General features: G+C 71.1%; 17 protein-coding genes, 1 tRNA gene and 3 pseudogenes. 3 read left to right on the top strand and 18 right to left on the bottom strand.

From position 1 onward, the window contains the following. Positions 1–44 precede the first annotated feature (44 nt). The 16 genes and pseudogenes from OG422_RS04610 to OG422_RS04535 all read right to left on the bottom strand — a co-directional run bounded on the left by OG422_RS04610 (position 45) and on the right by OG422_RS04535 (position 15,694). Entirely contained in the window at positions 45–1,379 is a 1,335-nt protein-coding gene (locus OG422_RS04610) for an MFS transporter (protein WP_405739963.1), read from the bottom strand. 135 nt (positions 1,380–1,514) lie between these two features. Continuing rightward, positions 1,515–3,800: an SDR family oxidoreductase gene (locus OG422_RS04605; protein ID WP_405739960.1), complete on the bottom strand. Its 2,286-nt coding sequence runs from the start codon at positions 3,798–3,800 to the stop codon at positions 1,515–1,517. A gap of 2 nt (positions 3,801–3,802) precedes the next feature. Beyond that, positions 3,803–4,747 (bottom strand): aromatase/cyclase, encoded by a 945-nt coding sequence (locus OG422_RS04600; protein WP_405739957.1) that lies wholly within the window; start codon positions 4,745–4,747, stop codon positions 3,803–3,805. Positions 4,748–4,786: 39 nt separating this feature from the next. Continuing rightward, the gene (gene fabG / locus OG422_RS04595; protein WP_143941335.1) at positions 4,787–5,572 is read right to left on the bottom strand and encodes a 3-oxoacyl-ACP reductase FabG; all 786 of its coding nucleotides are present in this window, start codon (positions 5,570–5,572) and stop codon (positions 4,787–4,789) included. A 59-nt stretch (positions 5,573–5,631) separates the two neighbouring features. After that, complete coding sequence (locus OG422_RS04590) at positions 5,632–5,898, bottom strand: acyl carrier protein (RefSeq protein WP_143941334.1); 267 nt, start codon at positions 5,896–5,898, stop codon at positions 5,632–5,634. 39 nt (positions 5,899–5,937) lie between these two features. Further along, entirely contained in the window at positions 5,938–7,146 is a 1,209-nt protein-coding gene (locus OG422_RS04585) for a ketosynthase chain-length factor (protein WP_405739953.1), read from the bottom strand. Continuing rightward, positions 7,146–8,414 carry a beta-ketoacyl-[acyl-carrier-protein] synthase family protein gene (locus tag OG422_RS04580; protein ID WP_405739951.1) on the bottom strand — a complete coding sequence of 423 codons (1,269 nt, stop codon included), beginning with the start codon at positions 8,412–8,414 and terminating at the stop codon, positions 7,146–7,148. Before OG422_RS04580 ends, OG422_RS04585 begins: the two co-directional genes overlap by 1 nt. Next, complete coding sequence (locus OG422_RS04575) at positions 8,411–8,740, bottom strand: TcmI family type II polyketide cyclase (protein WP_405739948.1); 330 nt, start codon at positions 8,738–8,740, stop codon at positions 8,411–8,413. Before OG422_RS04575 ends, OG422_RS04580 begins: the two co-directional genes overlap by 4 nt. A 119-nt stretch (positions 8,741–8,859) precedes the next feature. Next, complete coding sequence (locus OG422_RS04570) at positions 8,860–10,326, bottom strand: FAD-dependent monooxygenase (RefSeq protein WP_405739938.1); 1,467 nt, start codon at positions 10,324–10,326, stop codon at positions 8,860–8,862. A 100-nt stretch (positions 10,327–10,426) separates the two neighbouring features. Continuing rightward, positions 10,427–10,633 (bottom strand): annotated as a pseudogene (locus OG422_RS04565) (acetyl-CoA carboxylase biotin carboxyl carrier protein subunit); the annotation flags it as partial. 1 nt (position 10,634) lies between these two features. Continuing rightward, positions 10,635–10,980 (bottom strand): annotated as a pseudogene (locus OG422_RS04560) (biotin carboxylase N-terminal domain-containing protein); the annotation flags it as partial. A 26-nt stretch (positions 10,981–11,006) separates the two neighbouring features. Next, positions 11,007–11,663: a hypothetical protein gene (locus OG422_RS04555; protein WP_405739935.1), complete on the bottom strand. Its 657-nt coding sequence runs from the start codon at positions 11,661–11,663 to the stop codon at positions 11,007–11,009. Between the two features lie 42 nt (positions 11,664–11,705). Further along, entirely contained in the window at positions 11,706–13,238 is a 1,533-nt protein-coding gene (locus tag OG422_RS04550) for an FAD-dependent monooxygenase (RefSeq protein ID WP_405739932.1), read from the bottom strand. Between the two features lie 16 nt (positions 13,239–13,254). Continuing rightward, positions 13,255–13,473, bottom strand: a complete 219-nt coding sequence (locus OG422_RS04545) for a ferredoxin (RefSeq protein WP_143941328.1) — start codon at positions 13,471–13,473, stop codon at positions 13,255–13,257. 4 nt (positions 13,474–13,477) lie between these two features. Continuing rightward, positions 13,478–14,716 carry a cytochrome P450 gene (locus OG422_RS04540; RefSeq protein WP_405739929.1) on the bottom strand — a complete coding sequence of 413 codons (1,239 nt, stop codon included), beginning with the start codon at positions 14,714–14,716 and terminating at the stop codon, positions 13,478–13,480. 75 nt (positions 14,717–14,791) lie between these two features. Continuing rightward, positions 14,792–15,694 carry an SCO6745 family protein gene (locus tag OG422_RS04535; protein WP_143941326.1) on the bottom strand — a complete coding sequence of 301 codons (903 nt, stop codon included), beginning with the start codon at positions 15,692–15,694 and terminating at the stop codon, positions 14,792–14,794. Between the two features lie 971 nt (positions 15,695–16,665). On the opposite strand from OG422_RS04535, the gene OG422_RS04530 reads away from it, so the two are divergent. Together OG422_RS04530 and OG422_RS04525 are read left to right on the top strand one after the other, a co-directional pair. Further along, positions 16,666–17,190 carry a hypothetical protein gene (locus OG422_RS04530; RefSeq protein ID WP_143941325.1) on the top strand — a complete coding sequence of 175 codons (525 nt, stop codon included), beginning with the start codon at positions 16,666–16,668 and terminating at the stop codon, positions 17,188–17,190. Continuing rightward, a complete protein-coding gene (locus OG422_RS04525; protein WP_143941324.1) occupies positions 17,187–17,393 on the top strand; it encodes a helix-turn-helix domain-containing protein in 207 nt (68 codons plus the stop codon). Before OG422_RS04530 ends, OG422_RS04525 begins: the two co-directional genes overlap by 4 nt. A 145-nt stretch (positions 17,394–17,538) precedes the next feature. Here OG422_RS04525 and OG422_RS04520 read toward each other — a convergent pair. Beyond that, positions 17,539–18,904: pseudogene (locus tag OG422_RS04520) on the bottom strand (protein kinase domain-containing protein). Between the two features lie 658 nt (positions 18,905–19,562). Here OG422_RS04520 and OG422_RS04515 point away from each other — a divergent pair. After that, positions 19,563–19,772, top strand: coding sequence for a hypothetical protein (locus tag OG422_RS04515; RefSeq protein WP_405739925.1), 210 nt, complete (start codon positions 19,563–19,565; stop codon positions 19,770–19,772). A gap of 264 nt (positions 19,773–20,036) precedes the next feature. Here OG422_RS04515 and OG422_RS04510 read toward each other — a convergent pair. Then, positions 20,037–20,108: transfer RNA gene (locus OG422_RS04510), tRNA-Val, on the bottom strand. Between the last annotated feature and the right edge of the window lie 17 nt (positions 20,109–20,125).

The following is a 20,125-nucleotide window of genomic DNA, read 5'->3' as shown; positions in this document are numbered from 1 at the left end:
CACTTCCTGAAGGCGGGGGCGGCGCGGTGTCCGGCGCCGCGGGATCACGACGGGCGCGCCGCGCGCGGCAGGCTGCAGAGCCCTGCGGCCACTCCCGCGGCGCCGACGGCCGTGATGAGCCACAGGGCCGGGGTGTCATCGGAGCCGCCGGCGACGAGCGCGGCGGTCAGCGCGACGACCAGGACCGCCGACAACTGGACGGCGGTCTGGTAGAGCGCGACCGCCTGGCCCCGGGCGCTCGCCGCGATGCCCTGGGTGGCCTGCATGTTCAAGGCGGCGAATCCCAGGACGAAGCCCGCGCCGACCAACAGCATCGTCGGCAGGACACCGGTGGCGTACGGTGCCCGCGCCGGAGCACTCAGATAGAGCAGATAACCGGCGAGCGGTCCGAGCGCGCCCACGGCGATCGGGCCGGCGGTGCCGAAGCGGTTGACGAGGCGTCCGGAGAACAGCGCGGTCGCCGCCAGAGGGGCGCTCGCCGGGAGAAAGGCGAGCGCGGTCCGCAGCGGCGACCAGCCCTGGCCGTCCTGCAACCGCACGGTGGCCACCAGCAGCAGCCCGAGGTACGAGCCGTTGAGAGCGGCGGCGCCGAGCATCGAGCGGACGAGCGGGCCGCTGCGCAGGACAGCGGCGCCGAACAGCGGCCGGGGCGAGGCCCGTTCGACGCCGTAAAAGGCCGCCGCAAGGAGCGCGGCCACGACGAAGGCACCCAGCGTGCGGAGGCCGAGCCAGCCGTGCGCCGGGACTTCGCCGATCCCGTACACCAGGGCCAGCACGGCGCCCACGAAGGTGCCCGCGCCCGCGATGTCGAAGTGCCGGGTGGTGTTCGCGGGCGGCGCACCGGGGATGAGACGCAGGCCGAACACGGCGAGTACGAGGACCACCGGAGCCGGGAAGAGCAGGGTCCAGCGCCAGCTGATCCCGGTCAGGAAGCCGGACAGCAGGAGCCCGGTGGTGAACCCGCAGGCCCCGAAGAGGGCGTACACCGACACGGCACGGTCGCGGTCACGGCCCGCACGGAAGGCGGAGGCAATGATGGCGAGCCCGGTCGGTGCGGTGAGGGCGGCGCAGAACCCCTTGACGAACCGGGTGGCGATCAGCACCGAGGGGTCGCTGGTCAGTCCGCCGACGACCGAGGCCACGGCGAAGCCGGCCATCGCGGCCAGGTACACCCGGCGTCGGCCCAGCAGCTCCACGACGCGGCCACCGAACAGCATCAAACCGCCGAAGCCGAGGGCGAAACCGCTGACCAGCCACTGCGATACGGCCAGCGACAGGTGCAGCTCCCGGCCGATCGACGGCAGCGCCACGATCACCGCGGACACTTCCAGGGCGTCGATGAGCATGTTGCCGGCCAGCACCAGCAGCAGTCCCCACATCCGGGGACTCCAGTGCCCGGCCGGTCGGGCGGCCGGCCGGGCGGGCGCGTTCGTTGGGGGCGAGGACTCCATCATCCTGCTTCCGGTTCGGTGGGGAGGACGGGGCGGGGAGGGCGGCACAGCATCGGTGGCCCGTCACCCCAGCAGCGTGCCGCCGGTCGCGTCGATGAAGGCGCCGGTGATCCAGCGGGCATCGTCGGTGGCGAGGAAGGCCACCACATCGGCGACATCCTGCGGCTCGCCGACCCGGCCGAACGCCGACAGCTGTGCCATCTGCTCGACGGCCTCGGGGATGTCGAAGACGGGGTTGCCGTTGCGGGTGATGCCGGGGGCGACGCTGTTGACGGTGATGCCGCGCGGGGCCAGGTATTTGGCGAAGTGCATCGACAGCTGCTCGATGGCGCCCTTGGTCATCGCATAGGCGATCTCCTCGGGGTTGGCGAAGCGGGTCAGCCCGGAGGAGATGTTGATCACCCGGCCGCCGGGGGCGAGGCCGGCGAGAGCCCGCTGGATGATGAAGAACGGCGCCCGGGCATTGATCGCGAACAGCCGGTCGAACGTCTCGGGCGTCGTGTCCTCGGGCGAGACCCCGCCCATCACCCCGGCGTTGTTGACCAGGATGTCCAGCGAGGCCGAACCGGTGCGCTCCTTGAGCCCCTCGTCCACCCCCAGGAACAGCTGGTGGACGTCGCCGGGCACGCCCAGTTCGGCTTGGACCGCGAAGGCCCGTCCGCCGTCCTTCTCGATCGAGGCGACGACCTCCTCGGCCGCCTCACGGCCGGTGGCGCAGTGCACGGCGACGAGGGCTCCCTCCCGTGCCAGCCGTACCGCGACAGCCCGGCCGATGCCCCGGCTGGATCCGGTGACGAGCGCCGTCTTACCTGCGAGCCTGCTCATGTGGTCTCTCCGATCGACTGTTGTCGGCAGGGCGCTGTGGGCCCCGCCCGGGACGGTGGTGCGTACGGTGTCCGGCGAGGCAGGCTCGCCGAACCAGCGCCGTAGGGCCGTGACCAGTGGTTCCGGACCGGCGGGGCCCGCCGAGGCGATCCAGACGACGTGACCGTCGGGGCGCACCAGCACGGCGTCGGCCGCGGGCAGTTCACCGCCGGGCTCCGGCGTGCCCGCCACCGTGTCCACGCGGTCCGCCCAGGGCGCTGCGGCCCGGCGCAGCCGCGCGTGGTGCTCCTCGTCGCCGTAGAGATCGATCAGGACGCCGCGCCCGGGGCGCGGCGGATACCTGTGGATCAGGCGGGCACCCAGCAGCGGATGCGCGCCCGCGCCGACGTCGTGGCGGATGTCCAGGCCGGAGATCATCCCGGCCAGGCGGCGGCGGACGGGCTCGTACCGGACGAGCTCGCCGATGACGGCCCGCAGCGGCTCCACCTCCGGGCCGCCGAGCAGCAGCGTCGCCTGGGCCCCGATGTTGCCCAGGACCCGTGCGCCGACCGCGTGCCGCTCGGTGTGGTACGTGTCGAGCAGCGTGTCGGGCGTCCGCCCGGTGACCCGGAGGGCCAGCTTCCAGCCCAGGTTGACGGCGTCCTGGAGGCCCAGGTTGAGGGCCTGGCCACCGATGGGCATCTGCTGGTGGGCGGCGTCGCCGGCGAACAGCACCCGGCCGTGGCGGTAGCCGGTCAGCTGACGGGCGGCGTCGTGGAAGGAGTTCACCCACAGTGGGGTGCCGTGTGCGAGGTCCTCCCCGGTGACGCGCCGCCAGGTGTCACAGATGTCGGCGAACCCGGGATCGCCGGTGCGCTGCCCGGCGGCGCTGCCGAACTCGTGCACCATCACCCGGGTGACGCCCTGCGGATTGCGGGCCGCGATGGCCAGCCCCCGCTCCAGACGCTGGAAGCGCCGCGCCGGGATCTCGATGCCGTCGACATCCGCCCGGATCAGCTCCCGCTCCGCCTCCCGCCCGGGGAACGCGGCGCCGGTCAGGCGGCGTACGGTGCTGTGTTCGCCGTCGCAGCCGACGAGGTACCGGGCTCTGACCCGGACCGGACCGCCGGGGCCCGACACCTCCGCCTCGACGTGATCCGGGTGGACCCGCAGACCGGTCAGTTCATGACCGCGCCGCAGCCGGGCGCCCAGGGACAGCGCCCACTCCTGGAGGACCGCCTCGGTGCGTACCTGGGGCGCCTTCCACTGGCCGGGGTACGGGCCGGGCAGGGTCAGGTCCAGGGGGATGCCGCCGAAGTGCCCCATGACATCGCCCGGCAGCTCTCCGAAGCGGTCCAGGAGCGCGCGGCTGTCGAAGATCTCCATGGTGCGGGCATGGAGGGTCGAGGCCCGTGACTCGGTGGTCGGTTCGGCCCGGCGCTCCAGCACCACCACATCCGCCCCGCCGAGCCGCAGCTCCCCGGCGAGCATCAGTCCGACGGGGCCCGCGCCGACGACGATGACGTCGTTGTCCACGTCGGCCACGGTCAGCGCGTGCTCTCGGCGTAGTGCTTGGCGTGGCCCAGGGTGGCGCGGCTGTTGGTGCTCAGCGCGCCGCGTACGTATTCCCGGGCGTCCGCGACGCTTGCCCCGGAGCCCAGGACCCGGGCGATGTTGGCCGTGTTGAGGACCACGGTGTGCTGCGAGGAGGCGGTGACACCGCCCTCGTCCTCCGTGAAGGTCCAGCAGCCGGTGTGCAGGGTCATCAGCGCGGGCAGGGTGATCTGCTTGTACACGATCTTCTGGTGCGGGAAGGCCACCCGGTAGGACTTCGTGGTGTGCACCGAGCCGTCCTTCGCCCGGGTGTCCATCTCCAGGACCTGGAGCCCGGGGGTGTCCTCGGTGAAGCGGACGGACGCCACGTGCGGCAGCCGCTCCGCCCACCGCCCGGCCTCGTTGATGAAGTCGAAGGCGTCCTTGGCGGACCCCTCGATCCGCACGCTGTCCTCGAAGGAGAAGGTCAGTTCCTCGGTGGCGTGGGCCAGTTCGATGTTGGTCTTCAGCGCGGCCAGCTCGGAGCGCGAATTGCGGTCGACGGCCTCGTCGATCCACTTCAGCCCCTTCGGGTCGTCGTCGATCGCCCGGTAGTCGTGCAGCAGCCGGATCCGGGAGGCGGTCCCGGAGAGCGGTTCGATGATCCAGGCGCCGCCCATCGCGGCGACCGGCGGGGCGGAGACCTCCTGACGGAAAGTGATCCGCAGCTTCTCGGCGTCCAGGGTCCGGCGCGAGGTCCAGCTCTTCGCCTCACCGCCCGCGGTGGCCCAGATCCGTATGCGCTCCTCGTCCGCGCCGCGCTCGACGTGGTCGACATGGAGGGTGGGGGGGAAGATCCGCGGCCAGTTCTCCACCTCGGCGATCAGCCGGTAGACGGCGGCGGCGGGGGCCTCGACGGTGATCCCGTGCTCGACCTCGCGAAGTTCTGGGTGAGCCATGCTGTTCTCCTCTTCGTTTCCGGGAGGGGGAAAGGGCGCTCAGAAGTTGCCGAGGCCACCGCAGACGTTGAGCGCCTGTGCGGTGATGGAGGCCGCGACGTCGGAGGCCAGATAACCGACCAGCCCGGCGACCTCGTCCGGGGTGGAGTAGCGGCCGAGCGGGATCTTCGCGGAGAACTTCTCCATGATGGCGTCCTCGGTGGTGCCGTAGGCGGCCGCGTATCCCTGGCGCACCCGCTGGGCCATGGGCGTCTCGACATATCCGGGGCACACCGCGTTGACGGTGATGCCGGTCGGCGCGAGCTCGTTGCCCAGCGCCTTGGTGAAGCCGACGACACCGTGTTTGGAGGCCGAGTAGGGGGCGCCGAGCACCACGCCCTGCTTTCCCGCCGTCGAGGCGATGTTGATGATGCGTCCGCGGTCCTTGTGGCGCATCCCGCCCGTGTTGAGGACCTCGTGGCTCATCCGGAAGACGCTGTGGAGATTGGTGTCGATCACGTCCTGCCACAGCTCGTACCCGATGTCGGCGGTGACCCCGCCGCCGCTGCGGCCCGCGTTGTTGACCAGTACGTCGACCGTGCCGAAACGGTCGACCGCGGCCTGGACGAAGGTCCGTACGTCGTCCGCGGAACGGACGTCGAGGGTGGTGCCGTCGACGTCCAGGTCCTCCCCGCGCAGCTCCTTGACGGTGGTGGCGACGTTGTCGCCGCTGCGGGCGCCGATGAACACCCGGTGGCCCTGACGGGCCAGCAGACGGGCCACGGACAGGCCGATGCCGCTGGTCGCACCGGAGACGAGGGCGACCCTGGCGTGCTGCTCCGACATGCTCTCTCCTTCTGTTGCCGTGTGCTTCTGTCGCTGCGTGGACGTGCGGTGTTCCGTGGTCAGGCCGCGGCCGACGGGGTGAGGCACGTGTTGACGGCGTCGATGAGCTCCCGGGGCGTCAGGGTGTGGGTCAGCTCGACCTCGTCGAGGCTGATGCCGTACTCGCGCTCGATCCGGCTGGCGGTCTCCAGCAGCGCCAGCGACTCGTAGCCCAGCTCCTCAAGGCCGAGGTCGAGGATGTCGGCGTCCAGATCCACGCTTTCGTCGGCGCCGGCGCCCTCCAGGAGAATGCGCTTGAGATCGTCGAGGGTGAACTGCTTGCTCATGGTGTTTTCCTTCGCTTCAGTGGGAAATTTCGGGCTGGTTCAGGCCCGGACCAGGACCGCGGAGTTGAAGCCGCCGTAGCCACGGGCCAGGACCAGCGCGGTGCGTACGCGGGCGGTGCGGGGGGCGCCGGTCACCAAATCGAGCCGGTGGTCCGGCCGCGCCGTGACATGGGTGGTCGGCGGGATCAGCCCGTCCTCGATGGAGAACAGGGCGGCGGCGACGTCCAGCGGGGCGGCGCCCGAGTAGAGCCGGCCGGTCATGGTCTTGGGCGCGGTGACCGGGACGCCCCGGGGGCCGAAGACCGCAGCGATCGCGGCCGCCTCGCTGCGGTCCAGCTCCGGTACGGCCGCCGCGTCCGCGAAGACCACGTCGACATCGGCGGGATCGGCCCCGGCATCGGCCAGTGCCAGCTCGATGGCCCTGCGCAGCCCCGGTTCGCGGCCGCTGCCGGGTGCGGGATCGAAGGTGGCGCCGTAGCCCGCCATCTCGCCGTAGATCCGGGCGCCCCGCTGTCGGGCCGCCTCGGCCGCCTCCAGGATCACGATCGCACCGCCCTCGCCCGGCACATGGCCTCGGGCCCCGGCATCGAAGGGCAGGAAAGCGCGTTCCGGGTCGTCGCTGGTGCTCAGCCGCCCGCCGGCCAACTGGGCCACCCAGCCCCAGGGGCAGATCGACGCGTCGACGCCCCCGGAGACGATGAGCCGGGTGCCCTTGCGGATCTGGCGGCGGGCGTGCGCGAGCGCGTCGAGGCCGCCCGCCTGGTCGCTCACGACGACCCCGCTGGGCCCCTTCATGCCGTTGCGGATGGAGATCTGTCCGCTGTTGACGGCGTAGAACCAGGCGAAGGACTGGTACGCGCTGACGTACTGGCTGCCCTGGCTCCACAGTTTCCGCAGTTCGTCCTGGCCGAACTCGAATCCGCCGGAGGAACTGGCCGTGACGACGCCCATGTCGAACTCGGGGAGCTCCTCGGGCTCGACCCCGGCGTCGGCCAGCGCCCAGTCGGTCGCGGTGAGGGCCAGCTGGGTCATCCGGTCGGTCTGCGGAATCAGCCGGCTCGGCACATGCTCACGGGCCGTGAACCCGGGGACCTCACCGGCCAGCCGGACCGGGTACGGGGACGCATCGAAGCGGGTGACGGGCCCGATGCCGCTCTGTCCGGCCAGCGTGGCCGTCCAGAACTCCTTCGCGCCGAGCCCGTTGGGGGAGACGACTCCCAGGCCGGTGACCACCACCGAGCGCGTCATCACACACTCCTCTTTGGCCGGGTCAGCACCATGGCGCTCTGAAAGCCGCCGAAGCCGCTGCCCACCGTCAGTACCGCGTCCGTCGCCCACTCCCGGGCGGTGAGCGGTACGTAGTCCAGGTCGCATTGGGGGTCCGGGGTGTGCAGATTCGCCGTGGGCGGCACGACGTGGTGCTCCATGGCGAGGACGGACGCGGCGATCTCGATCGAGCCGATGGCGCCCAGGGAGTGCCCGACCATCGACTTGATGGAGCTGACCGGGGTCCGGTACGCGTGGTCGCCGAGGCTCTTCTTGAACGCCGCCGTCTCGTGCCGGTCGTTCTGCTTGGTGCCGGACCCGTGCGCGTTGATGTAGTCGATCTCGTCGCCGTTCATCCGCGCCTCGGCCAGCGCGACATCGATGGCCTCGGCCATCTCCGCGCCGTCGGGGCGCAGCCCCGTCATGTGGAAGGCGTTGCAGCGGGAGGCGTAACCGGCGATCTCCGCGTAGGTGTGCGCGCCGCGCCGCCGCGCGCCCGCCAGCTCCTCCAGGACGAACACCGCGGAGCCCTCCCCGAGGACGAAGCCGTTGCGGGTGCCGTCGAACGGCCGTGAGGCGTGCTCAGGGTCGTCGTTGCGCGGTGTGGTCGCCTTGATCGCATCGAAGCACGCCATCGTGATCGGCGAGATCGGCGCGTCCGACGCACCGGCGATCATGACGTCGGCGGAACCCTCGCGGATCAGCTCCACGGCGTGGCCGACCGAATCCAGCCCCGAGGTGCAGCCGGTGGACACCACCGTGCTCGGACCCTCCGCGCCCACCGCCCAGGCCACCTCGGCGGCGAAGGAGCTGGGGACGAGGTAGTTGTACAGGTGCGGCACCGCGTAGGTGTGGTCGACCAGCTCCAGCCGGCCGCTGTCGCTCACCACCCGGTACTCCTGGTCGAGGCCGGTGGTCGCGCCGACCGCGCTGCCGATGGTGGTCCCGATGCGGTACGGGTCGAGATCGCCGAATGCGAGGCCGCTGTCCTCCACCGCCTCGCGGGCGGCCACGACGGCGAGCTGCGCGGCCCGGTCCATCCGCCGGATCTCCTGCGGGCTCAGCCCGTGCGCCTCCGCGTCGAAGTCGATTTCGGCCGCGACCCGGGAGCGGAACTGCGCGGGGTCGAAGAAGGTGATGCCACGCGTCGCCGTCCGGCCGTCGCTCAGCAGGGACCAGAAGTTCTTGACGCCGATGCCTCCCGGCGCCACGACCCCGATGCCCGTGATCACCACCCGGCGCCGCGTCATGAGGACGCCTCCCAGTGGTAGAAGCGCCGCGCCATCGCGTCGGCGGGGGAACGCCAGGTCGCCGGGTCGTACGCCTCGATGAAGGGCTTCAGGTCCTCGCTGATCCCGATGAACCGCGGGTCCGTCTTCGCTTCTTCGATGAGCTGACCGCCGTTGTCCGTGTCGAAGTCCTGCAGGTGGAAGTAGAGACTTCGGTACGAGAACAGCTGACGGCGCCGTGTCCCCATGCGGTGGGGCATCTCCGTCTCGTCGAACGCGCCGAACAGGCGCGCCACGTCGGTGCCTGAACCGGGCTCCATCCTGGCCACGATCAAAGTGCTGTGCATGGCTCTCTCCTTCGGTCGCTTCAGATGCCCCCGGCCGGAGGGGCCTGGGGGAGGTGCTGACGAGGGGGTGAGGGCGTGTCCGCGGAGTCCTGGCGCGGACGGGAGTGCGGCGACACGGCCTAGCGGGCGGGGCCGAACCAGTGGGTCAGGGCCATCGGCAGGTCGCCGTGGCTGCCGGGGGCGGCCCAGGCCACATAGCCGTCGGGGCGGACCAGGACGGCGGTGGTGTGCGCCAGCGGGTCCGGCACGTCGCCCTCGGGCTCCGCCGTCACGATGTCCACGCGGTCGGTCCAGCCCGTAGCCCTGCGGCGCAGCTCCGCGTTGTCGGCCAGGTCGAGCAGTACGCCGCGGCCCGCGTGCAGCGCCTCGGTACTGCTGCCCGCGCCGGAGCTGCCGGTCAGCGCCAGGTGCGGCATGCGCCGGCCGAGCAGCGGGTGGGGGCCGGAGCCGAGGGGGTAGTGGATCTCCAGGCCGCTGACCATGCCGGCCAGATGGCGGCTGACCACGTCGTGGGCGATGAGCTCGGTCATGACGTCCCGCAGTGGCTGCACCTCGGCACCGCTGAGGAACAGCAGCCCCTGGGCCTGCGTGTTCATCAGCAGCCGCTTGCCCACCGGGTGTCGCTCGTCGTGGTACGTGTCCAGCAGCGCCTCGGGTGCCCGGCCGCGCACCACGGCGGCCAGCTTCCAGCCCAGGTTCACCGCGTCCTGGATGCTGGTGTTCATGCCCTGGCCACCGGCCGGGAGGTGGATGTGCGCGGAGTCGCCCGCCAGGAAGACCCGCCCCTGCCGGTACCGGGTCACCTGGCGGGTGGCGTCACCGAAGGAACTCACCCACACCGGCTCCCCGTGCGAGATGTCGTCCCCGGTGAGCCGCTTCCAGGCCGATGCCACCTCGTCGTACTCGGGCGGTACGTCCCGCCGCTGCGGGGGCGTTCCCCGCTCGCAGACGATCAGCCGGGTGATTCCGCCGGGCAGCGGGCCGACCATGACCATGCCGCCGGGCAGGGTCTCGCCGATCATGCGCGGCTGGAGGTCGAGCCCCTTCACATCGGCGAGGAACATCTCCATCGTCGCCGGTGTGCCGGGGAAGCCGAAACCGACCGCCTTGCGGACCATGCTGCGTCCGCCGTCGCATCCGACCAGGTACGGGGCGGTCAGCCGGTGTGCCCCGTCCGGTCCGTCGACTTCGACCTCGACCGCGCTGCCGTTGTCCTTGACGGAGAGGGCCCGCTGGCCGCGCCGGATGTCACCGCCCAGTTCGGTGACCCACTCCTCCAGTACGGTCTCGGTGTGGGACTGCGGCACGGTTTTGGCGGCCTGATGGGCGCCGTCCAGCACGCCGAAATCAACCGGGAGACCGCCGAAGTGGCCCTCGTTGCTGATCTCGATCTCCCCGAACCGGGAGAGCAGTCCGCGCTGGTCGAAAATCTCCATGGTGCGTGCGGTGAATCCCAGGCCCCGGGATTCGCCGGTACGTTTCTCCAGACGTTCCAGGACGATGACGTCGACCCCGGCGAGCCGTAACTCTCCGGCGAGCATCATCCCGGCGGGGCCGGCGCCCACGACAATCACATCGGCGTCCATGTCACTCCTCGGGCAGTGGCGGGGCTGCGCGTCGGCGCGCAGCAAAGGGACGGTTCGCGCAGGCGGTGGTGGCCCCCGGGAACCGTGGTGTGAAGGGACGTCAGTCCTTGATTTCGCAGATGAGGGCGCCGGAGGTGAGGGCGGCGCCGACTTCGGCGGTGAGGCCCTTGATGGTGCCGGCGCGGTGGGCGTTGAGGGGTTGTTCCCTCTTCATGGCTTCGAGGACGACGACGAGTTCGCCTTCGGCGACGGTCTGGCCTTCTTCGACGGCGACTTTGACGATGGTGCCCTGCATGGGGGAGGTGAGGGTCGCGGGTGGAGACGACGACGTTGCCGTGTTTGTCGGTCAGGCACCTGTTTCGACGTGGCGGGGCGGTCGAGGTAGCGCTCGACGAAGCATTCGCCGCCGCCGAAGGCTGCCTTGATGGCGATCGGCAGGCCGTTTTCCTTGGCGAAGGCGACGACCTCGTCGGCGCCGGAGACGGGGTCGGGGGTGTCACCGCCCAGGGCGTATGCCTCGTCGGCCGCGCGGACGTGCAGGGCATCCCGGTCGGGGTCGGCGTAGGCCGCCACGCTCCCGATTCCGGCGTCCCGGCATGCACGGGCTACGCGGACAGCGATTTCGCCACGGTTGGCGATGAGCACCTTGCGCAGCATGAACCTGATACCTCCGCGGCCGGTCAGGAGCCGATGCTCCGGTGCAGGTGGTAGCGCCGGTATCCGATGGGACGGACTCCCGGCATGTCGTTGGTGATCCGCAGGGAGCTGTGGCGCGTGGCTCCGTCGAGGAAGACGACATGGGCCTCGTCGCTCGTCCACTCCGCGAAGTTGATCACGCGGGTGCCGTCGACGCTGAGATGGAAGTGCGAGGCGATCAGGCCCGTGTACTCGTCCGCGGGCGCCCGTTCCAGGTTCTCGGCGACCGACGCGACGATGCGCTGTTGCCGCTCCGCGCCGTCCACGTCGAAGAGGGCGGTGACCAAGGCGTTCGGCGGGCCCGCCGTGGGACTGAGCACCACGCTGCGGTGCAGGCGGAACTCGATCGGTTCGACGCGGGCCGAGGCGGCGGGCAGGCCACCGGCAAAGGGCCGGTAGACCGCGCTGTCCGTGCACTGCGCGTAGGTCATCACGGTGGTGCCGTCGGTGCTCAGGTAGCAGAAGAAGGCAAGGATCTCCTTGGGCCGTTCGGCCTTCTCCCAGGCATCCGCGATCTCGTCGAGCAGGGCCCGCCCCTGGTCGGCGTCGGCCACGTACCGGTAGGTCATGAAGACCGCGTGTGCGTCGGGGTGTGCGAGGTCCGGCATGGCCGACGGCGACCTGGTGGTGGATTCGGTCACGTTGTCCCCCTGGGGGCTTGTCGTGGTGGGTGGGGCGGGTGGTCAGTCGAGGGGATCGCCGAAGTGGCGGCGCAGGGCCTCGGAGAGGCCGTCGTCCCCGCCGTTGTCATCGCTCACCCATGCCACGTATCCGTCCGGTCGCACCAGGACGGCCTGGGGTTCGGAGAGCGGGGACGGCGGGTCGGAAGGTGTCCGGGGCATGTGACGGAGCCGCGAGAGGACCACGTCCACCCGGTCGGCCCAGCCCCGGGCGACACGGCGTGGTTCCGGGCCCGTGCCCAGGGTCAGTAGCAGCCCCCGCGCGGGGTGCAGGAGCTCGGTGGTGGTGGTCGTGCGGCCGTCGTCCAGGAGCAGTTCCGTCTTCGGCATCCGCCGCCCGATCAGCGGGTGGGCACCCGGCCCGACGTCGTAGCGGATGTCCAGCCCGCTGACCAGACCGGCCAGGTGGTGGGCGGCGCCCTCGGTACGGAACACCGTGGTGAGTACGTCACGCAGCGGCTGCATCTCGCTGCCGCCGAGGAACAGCACTGCTTGGGCCCGGGTGTTCCGCAGCAACTCGGCGCCGACCGGATGCCGTTCCGCGTGGTAGGTGTCGAGGAGCGCGGGGGCCGAGCGGCCGGTCACCACGGCGCCGAGCTTCCAGCCGAGGTTCACGGCGTCCTGGATGCTGACATTCATGCCCTGGCCACTGGCCGGGAGGTGGATGTGCGCGGCATCCCCGGCCAGGAGCACCCGGCCCCTGCGGTACTCGCTCGCCTGCCGTGCGGCGTCCCCGAACGAGCTGACCCAGACCGGAGTGGCGCCGGAGATGTCGTCCCCGCTGACCCGCTTCCAGGCGTCGGCCACTTCGGAGAACAGCGGCGGCTCGGTGCGGGATCGTGGCGTGCGGCCGTGCTCCGAGACGACGACGCGCATGACGCCCTCACCCAGCGGCGCGGCCAGCAGCATGCCGCCCGGGCGCCGCTCACCCGACCACAGAGCGGGGAGTTCCAGGTCCTTCACGTCGGCCAGCAGCAGTTCCGCCGTCGCGTCGGTGCCGGGGAAGGCGAACCCGCCCGAGGTGCGCACCACGCTGCGGCTGCCGTCGCAGCCCACCAGATACGACGCCGACAACCGCAGCTCACCGGCGGGCCCCTGCGCGTACGCCTCGACGGACTCGTCGGTGCCGGCGAATCCGGTCAGCCGGTGCCCGTACCGCACATCGGCTCCGAGTTCCTCGGCCCACTCGCCGAGCATGGCCACGGTCCGTGCCTGCGAGATTCCCGTGACGCTGGCGTGAGAGCCGTCGCCGACGGCGAAGTTGATCGGCACGCTGCCGAAGTGGCCGCCGGGCGACCGGTGGAGTTCCCCGAGCCTCGGCAGCAGCCCGCGTTGGTCGAACACCTCCAGCGTGCGGGCGGTGAATCCCATGCCACGGGATTCCTCGGTGGGGGTGTTCTCCTTCTCCAGGACGATGACCCGGGCGCCGGCCAGCCTCAGTTCGGCGGCGAGCATCAGCCCTGCGGGCCCGGCCCCGATGACGATGATGTCCGTGTCCGTCCGGAGGCCCGTGGCGGTGGTGGAGTCCGTGTGCATCTGTTTCTGCTCCTCCTCACTCTTCGTCGGTCGTGGTGATGGTGATGGCTCCGGTGGGGCAGCAGTCCGCGATGTCCTGGAGCTGTTCGAGAAGGGCTTCCGGGTCGTGGCCCGGTCCGAGGGGCCGGGCGAGGGCGGTGCCGTCGTCGCTCAGCGAGAACAGACGGGAATCCATCACCTCGCACAGCCCCGTGCCACGGCAGAGCGTCCGGTCGACCCGCGCGGTTGCTCGCATCGCGTCAGGCCCCGGACATCCCCGACCGGGCGACCGGCAGGGCGGTCAGCCGACGGATCGCCCAGTTGTCGATGTACCGCAGCTCGTCCCGTGGCATCGCCAGGGAGAGCTGCGGAAAGCGCTGGAACAGGGCGGGAATCGCGATCGTGCCCTCAAGCCGGGCCAGCGCCGCGCCGATGCAGTTGTGCAGCCCGTGCCCGAACCCGACGTGCCGCGGTCCGCTGCGGGTGATGTCGAGACGCTCGGGGTCGTCGAACCGGCGCGGATCCCGGTTGGCCGCCAGCAGTGCGGCGATGATCGGTGCTCCGGCGGGCAGCCGGGTACCCGTGAGGTCGATCTCCTCCGTCGTGATGCGGAACAGCGCCGTGCTCAACGCCCCTTCGTAGCGCAGCAGTTCCTCGACGGCGCCGTCCGCCAGCTCCGGGTTCTCCAGGAGCAGCTTGCTCTGGTCGGGGTGGTCGAGGAGCGCGAGGGCCGCGTTGCCGATGAATCCGCGGACGGTGTCGCTGCCACCCATGATCATGGCCGCCACCAGCCCGGTCAGCTCGTCCGCGGACAGCCGCTCGCCCTCGTCGCTGGTCTGGATCAGCGCGGAGGTCAGGTCGTCGGAGGGGTCGTGACGCTTCTCCGCGACGAGTTCGGCGGCGTACTCGCAGATCCTGCCGAAGGCCGCGGGAGCCCGGTCTATCAGCGCCGGGTCGGACGGGAACGCCTCGTTGAGGGCGGTGACCAGTTCCCGGTGCCGTTCGATGCGGAAGCCGAGGATCACCCCGAGCACTCCGGCGGACACCTCGCCCGCGTAGTCGTCCATGACATCGAAGTTCTTCCGTCGCGCACAGTCCTCAAGGGTCCGGTCGACGACGTCGTGCACGGTCTGGCGCCACTGTTCCACCCGGCGGGTGGTGAAGGCGCTCATCGCCAGTCGGCGCAACCGGGTGTGTGCGGGCGGGTCCACCACGGTGATGCCCCGCTCCAGAATGGTGCCCTCGGCAATCACCAGACCCGCGGCACGGAACTCGTCATTGCCCCAGGTGATGCTTTCCGTACTGCACCGGGGGTCGGCCAGTACGGTTTTGACGTCGTCGAAACGTGTCACCATCCATGTGCGGACGTCACCGATGGGGAACGTGAATTCATGTACCGGTGAGTTCTCCTGAAGCCAGGTCAGCGTGGGGTGCGGGTTCTGGTAGTACTCGGGAGAAAAGAGAGCGATCGGCGGCACCGCCGGTGCGGACAAGTCCATGGGTGGTCCTTCCTCTGGTCGGTCCTCAGGCTTCGGTACGAGTGGCAGCGCAGGGTTTGCGAGGCGGTCGGCCGTTCAGAGACGGTTCCATTGACGCGTGTCGGGCGCGAAAAAAGTCCGCAAGGGCGGAGGAAAAGCGTGGGATTCGGCTGCCGTGCGGACCCATCCGTGGACGCGTTCGGCCAGCTTTCCGACGCCGGAAGCACCCAGGAGTTCATAAGGCCGGCGGTCGAGTCGTCCGGTCTCGCGCTCGACTTCGTCCCGCAGTGCGGCACCGCGTGCGGTCAGCGTTCCTTCGCGGCTCACCAGACCGCGTTCCCGCAGCCTTTCCTGCGCGGCCGCCCAATCGGTTTCGGTCCACCCGCGCATGGGCCTGACGATCTCCTTGGGCATGCCGTGCTCACTCGCGCAGTCGATGACGAGCGCTTCGACTCCGGTGAGTTCCGCGTGGCCGAGGATCGCGACATGGCCGTCCCCGCGGTACTCGCGCAGCATGGTCGCGGCGTGCCACAGCGCGATATGAGGTTCCTCGGGCCGGTCGAGAGCGGCATTGGCCGCGTGGAGAGGGCGTCCGGGAAGCGGGCATCCCGCGGCGGCCACGCCGGCGAGTTCCGCCGCTTCCGCCATCGCGGCCGACCGGATGACATCGGTGCCGAGAAGCCGTTCCAGCGCCGCTCCGGCAGCTGCCTCACGTGCGGCAATGGCGTGTTCGGGCGATACGTGCCGCCAGATCGCGGGTACGCGTTCCGCGACGAAGCCGGGGGCGAACGCGTGGAAGAGCGCGGTCACCACCGGGGCGTCGACGGCGCCGAGCGGCGACGCGCGCCCGGCCATGTAGACGCTGGACTGATCGGTGACACCGAACGGGGCCAGCCGGTCCGCGAGATCGGTCGTGAAGTAGGGAAGGGAGTGCAGTGCGTTGACGGCTTGTGCGCAGCGACGCGCAGCGGAACGAGCGCTGGGTGGCGTGGCGTTCATGGCACCCCTAAAACATGTCGGGGAGAGGAATCGGGCCAAGGCGGAGCACAGTGCCGGACCTTCATGGTCGGGCAGGGAAGTGGGGAAAATGCTGCTCACGTGGGGGCGCGCGAAATGCTGCGGTGAATTCGGTGAGAGCGTTTGCGTTCCCGGCATGCATCACGGGAGCGAATAACCTGTGATGGGCCGCAGGAGAGAGGGCGGCCGCCGCGAGCTTCTGCCACGAAGGGGAGCAGCTCCTGGAAACTGGCATGCGTATGCCGCCAGAGAAGTGTGACAGTGCGCTCGCCCGCTGTCAACGTTTGTTCTTTCCCCAGGTCAGCAACGTTACGTGGGGTTGGGCCCAGTCAAGATATGTGACTGCCGGGTCGGTTTTCGCTCACTCCTCGACCGAGTGCTTCCATGAGGGGTTGGCCGCAGGGCGGTCTGGGTAGTGCCACCTCGCGAATCTCGGCAAACATCACCAAGCCGTGACTCAGGTCACCTGGCCCGCTGTTGACGGGCTGCGTCGTCGTTTCACAGGATGTGATTGCAAATTCTGCCTGGTGATACTGGCGCATCCCGGACTTGCGTCGGCGAATTCTTCAAGGTAAAGCGTCAGTGAAATATGGGGGATAACGTTGGGCGCGACAGGGCGGCTAGATTTCAATTCTCATTGAATTCTCGTTGGGCTTGGTGCTTGGCTTCTCGCGAGCGACCCGGTGAAGGCGTGTGGTCACGCGTACACACCAAGCGATCTCCTCTCCACGTGAAATGGAATGAAAGGGATTGTTGTGTCTCAACTCAAACAACGCCCTTCGGCGCTCGACAGCCACGGCATTGATCTGGGCCGCATGCGCGTCGCGCGGAAGTGCACATCTCCTCAGTGCGTCAAGTCGCGAAGGGCCGGCGGCGCACAGGGCGGGGGAAGGGGGCCTTCGCGGCTGTGCTGCCCCTGCTACGACCGCCTCCGCGCCGATCTGTGCGATGTCGTGGAGGCGTATCGGGAAAGCGACGAGGAACTGACGCGGCCCAAGGGCTGGTTACGGGAGCGGGTCAGCGGCAGCAGGGCGGTCGGTATCGCCCTCGACGACTCCGTGCTGACGCTACGGTCGGAGATCATCGAGCTGCTGGCCTCCTGGGCGCGCCTGGTCGTCGAGGAACGACACCTCCCCGCCCCCGGGGACTGCAGCGTCATGGGGCTGGCCGGTTTCCTCGACAGTCATGTTCCCTGGCTGGCGGAACATCCGGCAGCCCCCGATTTCGACTACGAGATCGCCGCGCTGCTCGATGCCTGCCGCTCGCTGCACGGGCTCGCGCCGGTGGCGCGCAGGATGCCGCTGGGTGGCTGTTCCCACCCCCACTGCACCGGACAGCTGTACGCGGTGATCACGGACGCGGGCCCCGGCGCGGCGCCTTCGGAGGTGGTGTGCGACAGCGGCCATGCCCCGCCTCCTGAGGACTGGCTGCTACTGGCCCTCCGCCGGCGCCCGGCGGTTTCGGGGAAGCAGGGATGAGCGCCGCCGGCGGGGGGCGGCGCACGGTGCCGACCGAACTGGCCGCTCTGGCCTTGGGGGTCTCCCCGGCGACCATCCGCAAATGGGCGAGCCGGGGGAAGATCACCCGCTACGGCAGCCCGCAGCGCGCCGCATACGACCTGGACGAGCTCTACGATCTGGCCGCCATGGCAGTGCGGGCTCGGCGCACGACCGGGCCCTGAACCGTGGACTCCCTCAACGTCGGCGTCGCCGCGGCCGTCGCTTTCCACGCCGTCACGAGGGGCCGCCCCACCGCCTGAAAAAACCGTCGGCCGTACGCCCGGAGCCTGGCCCCGGGCGTACGGCGGTGGTTCAGCGGGGCGCGGCTCAGCTCTCCACACCGCCGGCCGGCCGGCCGGCATCGCCGCCGTCGGCGGACTGCCCCTGCGGTGCCTCCAAGGCGCTGTGCCCGGCCGGTACGGACCGTTCACCGCCCAGCCCGCGGGTCGGCCCCTGGCAGCCCTGCGCCGCCGCGATACCCAGTGCCACCAGCAGCGTCACCGTGACGAACACCAGGATCCGCTGCCGCATCAGCCGCCGGTCGGGCCCCGGCCGACGGCCGCCCGAGGTCGGACGCTGCGAGGTACGCGGGGTCTTGCGGCCCCCGCCGGGACGGGCGGCGGGAATCCGCCCCGCGGGCCGCCCACCGGTCTGCCGACGGCCCGGCGACGAGGCGGGCCCGGCGCCGCGCGTCCCCGCCTCGCGTTGTCGGGCGCGGCGCGGGCGTCCCGGTCGTGCCCCGCTCGGTGCGTTGACGCGCGTAGGCGTCGGCGCGCCGCCCGGTGGGCCGCTCGCCGGGTCGCCGGTCGGCCCGGACGGGACCGGCCGCCGCGCCGCCGAGCGCACCGTCCTGCGGGGCGCCCGACAGGCCGTGCGCCTCACGGGCGGCGATCTCTTTCAGCCGCAGCGACAGCGACAGCGTGCTGGGCCGGTCGGCCGGATCCTTCGCCAGACAGGCCGCGAGCAGTGGCGCCAGCGCGTCCGGCACCCCGGCGAGCTGCGCCTCCTCGTGCACCACGCGGTAGAGCATCACCTCCGAACTACCCTGCCCGAAGGGGGAGTCGGCGGTGCAGGCGTACGCGAGGGTGGCGCCCAGCGCGAAGATGTCCGTCGCCGGGGCCACCGCGGCGCCCCGCACCTGCTCGGGCGCGAGGAAACCGGGGGAGCCGACGGCGGTCCCGACATGCGTGAGGGTGCTGGCGCCGGTCGCCCAGGCGATGCCGAAGTCGATGATCCGCGGTCCCTTGGGGGACAGCAGGATGTTGGACGGCTTGAGGTCGCGGTGGACCACTCCCGCGTCGTGGACGGCCAGCAGCCCCTCGGACAGCGCCGCCCCGATCGAGGCGACCTGCGCGGGATCGAGCGGCCCCTCCTCGTTCACCTTGTCGTGCAGCGACGGGCCCGGTACGTACTGGGTGGCGAACCACGGGCGGTCCGCGTCGAGATCGGCGGCGACCAGCCGCGCCGTGCAGCCCCCGCGGATCCGCCGGGCCGCCGACACCTCCCGCGCGAACCGCGAACGGAACTCCTGGTCCTCCGCGAGATCCGGGCGGATCACCTTCAGCGCCACCCGCTGCCCGCGCTTGTCCGAGCCGAGGTAGACGACGCCCATCCCGCCCGCACCGAGCCGCCGGTGCAGCCGGAACGTCCCGACGACACGCGGGTCCTCGCGCCGGAGCCGCATCATCGCCATGTCCGTCCCCTACCTGCGGTGGGCAAGACCCACTCCGCTGCCAACCGTCTGACGTGGCACAGCTTACGGATTGACGGCCCGGCGCGCTGAGAGGCCGCGCAGGAGCCCGCAGCGGGCACCGCGCGTGGCCGATAACGGGCCCTCCCCCCGGGGCGATTTCCGGCCAGCCGTCCGCCCTTGCCCGCTCCTGGGGCCCAATCCCCCTCACCAGCAGGCACATTGACCCGCCACGGCACCTCCGCACGGTGGTCCGAGCGTATGGCCGTGAGCGGCGCCCCCACGGCCAAGTCGTGGCGGACCGGGCGGAATCGGGGCCGCACCCGGGCCCCGCCGGGCGGCACGCACCGCTCGGGGAGTGAGAGAAGTCACCCGTTGGGGTATCTGTCCGCACACGACCGGGATGCACTCGGCCGCCCCGGCCCGGACAACTCGCCCTCCCCGCCGCCCCGCAGCGGCCTACGTCTCAGGGCCCCCGGGCCCGTTCTGCAACCAGCGGAGTACGCGCCCCGGCCCGCCCTCCTCCTCCTGGAGGCCGTGCACCGGTACGACGGGCTGACGCCCGGATCCGGCCGGATGCCTAGTGTGGAGCCCGAGCGGCGGGCGCCGTACTCGTCCCCCGAGGTTTCACGCCCGCCGCCACCACACGACAGGAGCCGGGATGACGGACCCGCAAGGGCGCACGGCGCTCCGGGCGCGGTGGCGCGAACGCGTCGTTGCGCCCGGCGTCCGCCGCCCTTCGGGCACCCGCCATCCGCTGGTCGCGGTCGCCATGGCGCTGCCGCTCGCGGCCCTGCTCGGTGTGGTCTTCGGCGGCTGGGAAGCCGTCATGACTCAGGCGTCGTCCGTGGCCGTGCTGCTGGGGCGCTGAACGGCGCCCCGGTCCCGGGAGAGCGGCCCGGGACGGGGGAGGCGTGGCCCAGCCCCGTGGGGACGGGGGTGTCACGGACGGCACGCGTGGCCGGGCATCTGGGGAGATGCCCGGCCACCGGGTTTCTCCCGCACGACCGCACCCTCCACGGAACCCATCCGCCAACTCCCCGCCCTCGTACGGCGGATGAACGGACCCCGAAGTGCCCCAAAACGCCGAAGGGCCGGAGCAACCTTCGCTGCTCCGGCCCTTCGGCCTGCGATGTGGACGATACTGGGATTGAACCAGTGACCTCTTCCGTGTCAGGGAAGCGCTCTCCCGCTGAGCTAATCGTCCTCGGGACCACGGGGAAC

The sequence above is a fragment of the Streptomyces sp. NBC_01525 genome (assembly GCF_045040405.1).
In the GTDB taxonomy this organism is placed as follows: domain Bacteria; phylum Actinomycetota; class Actinomycetes; order Streptomycetales; family Streptomycetaceae; genus Streptomyces; species Streptomyces benahoarensis.
Note: the sequence above shows the minus strand (reverse complement) of the source record. Positions and strands in the feature narration are given on the sequence as shown.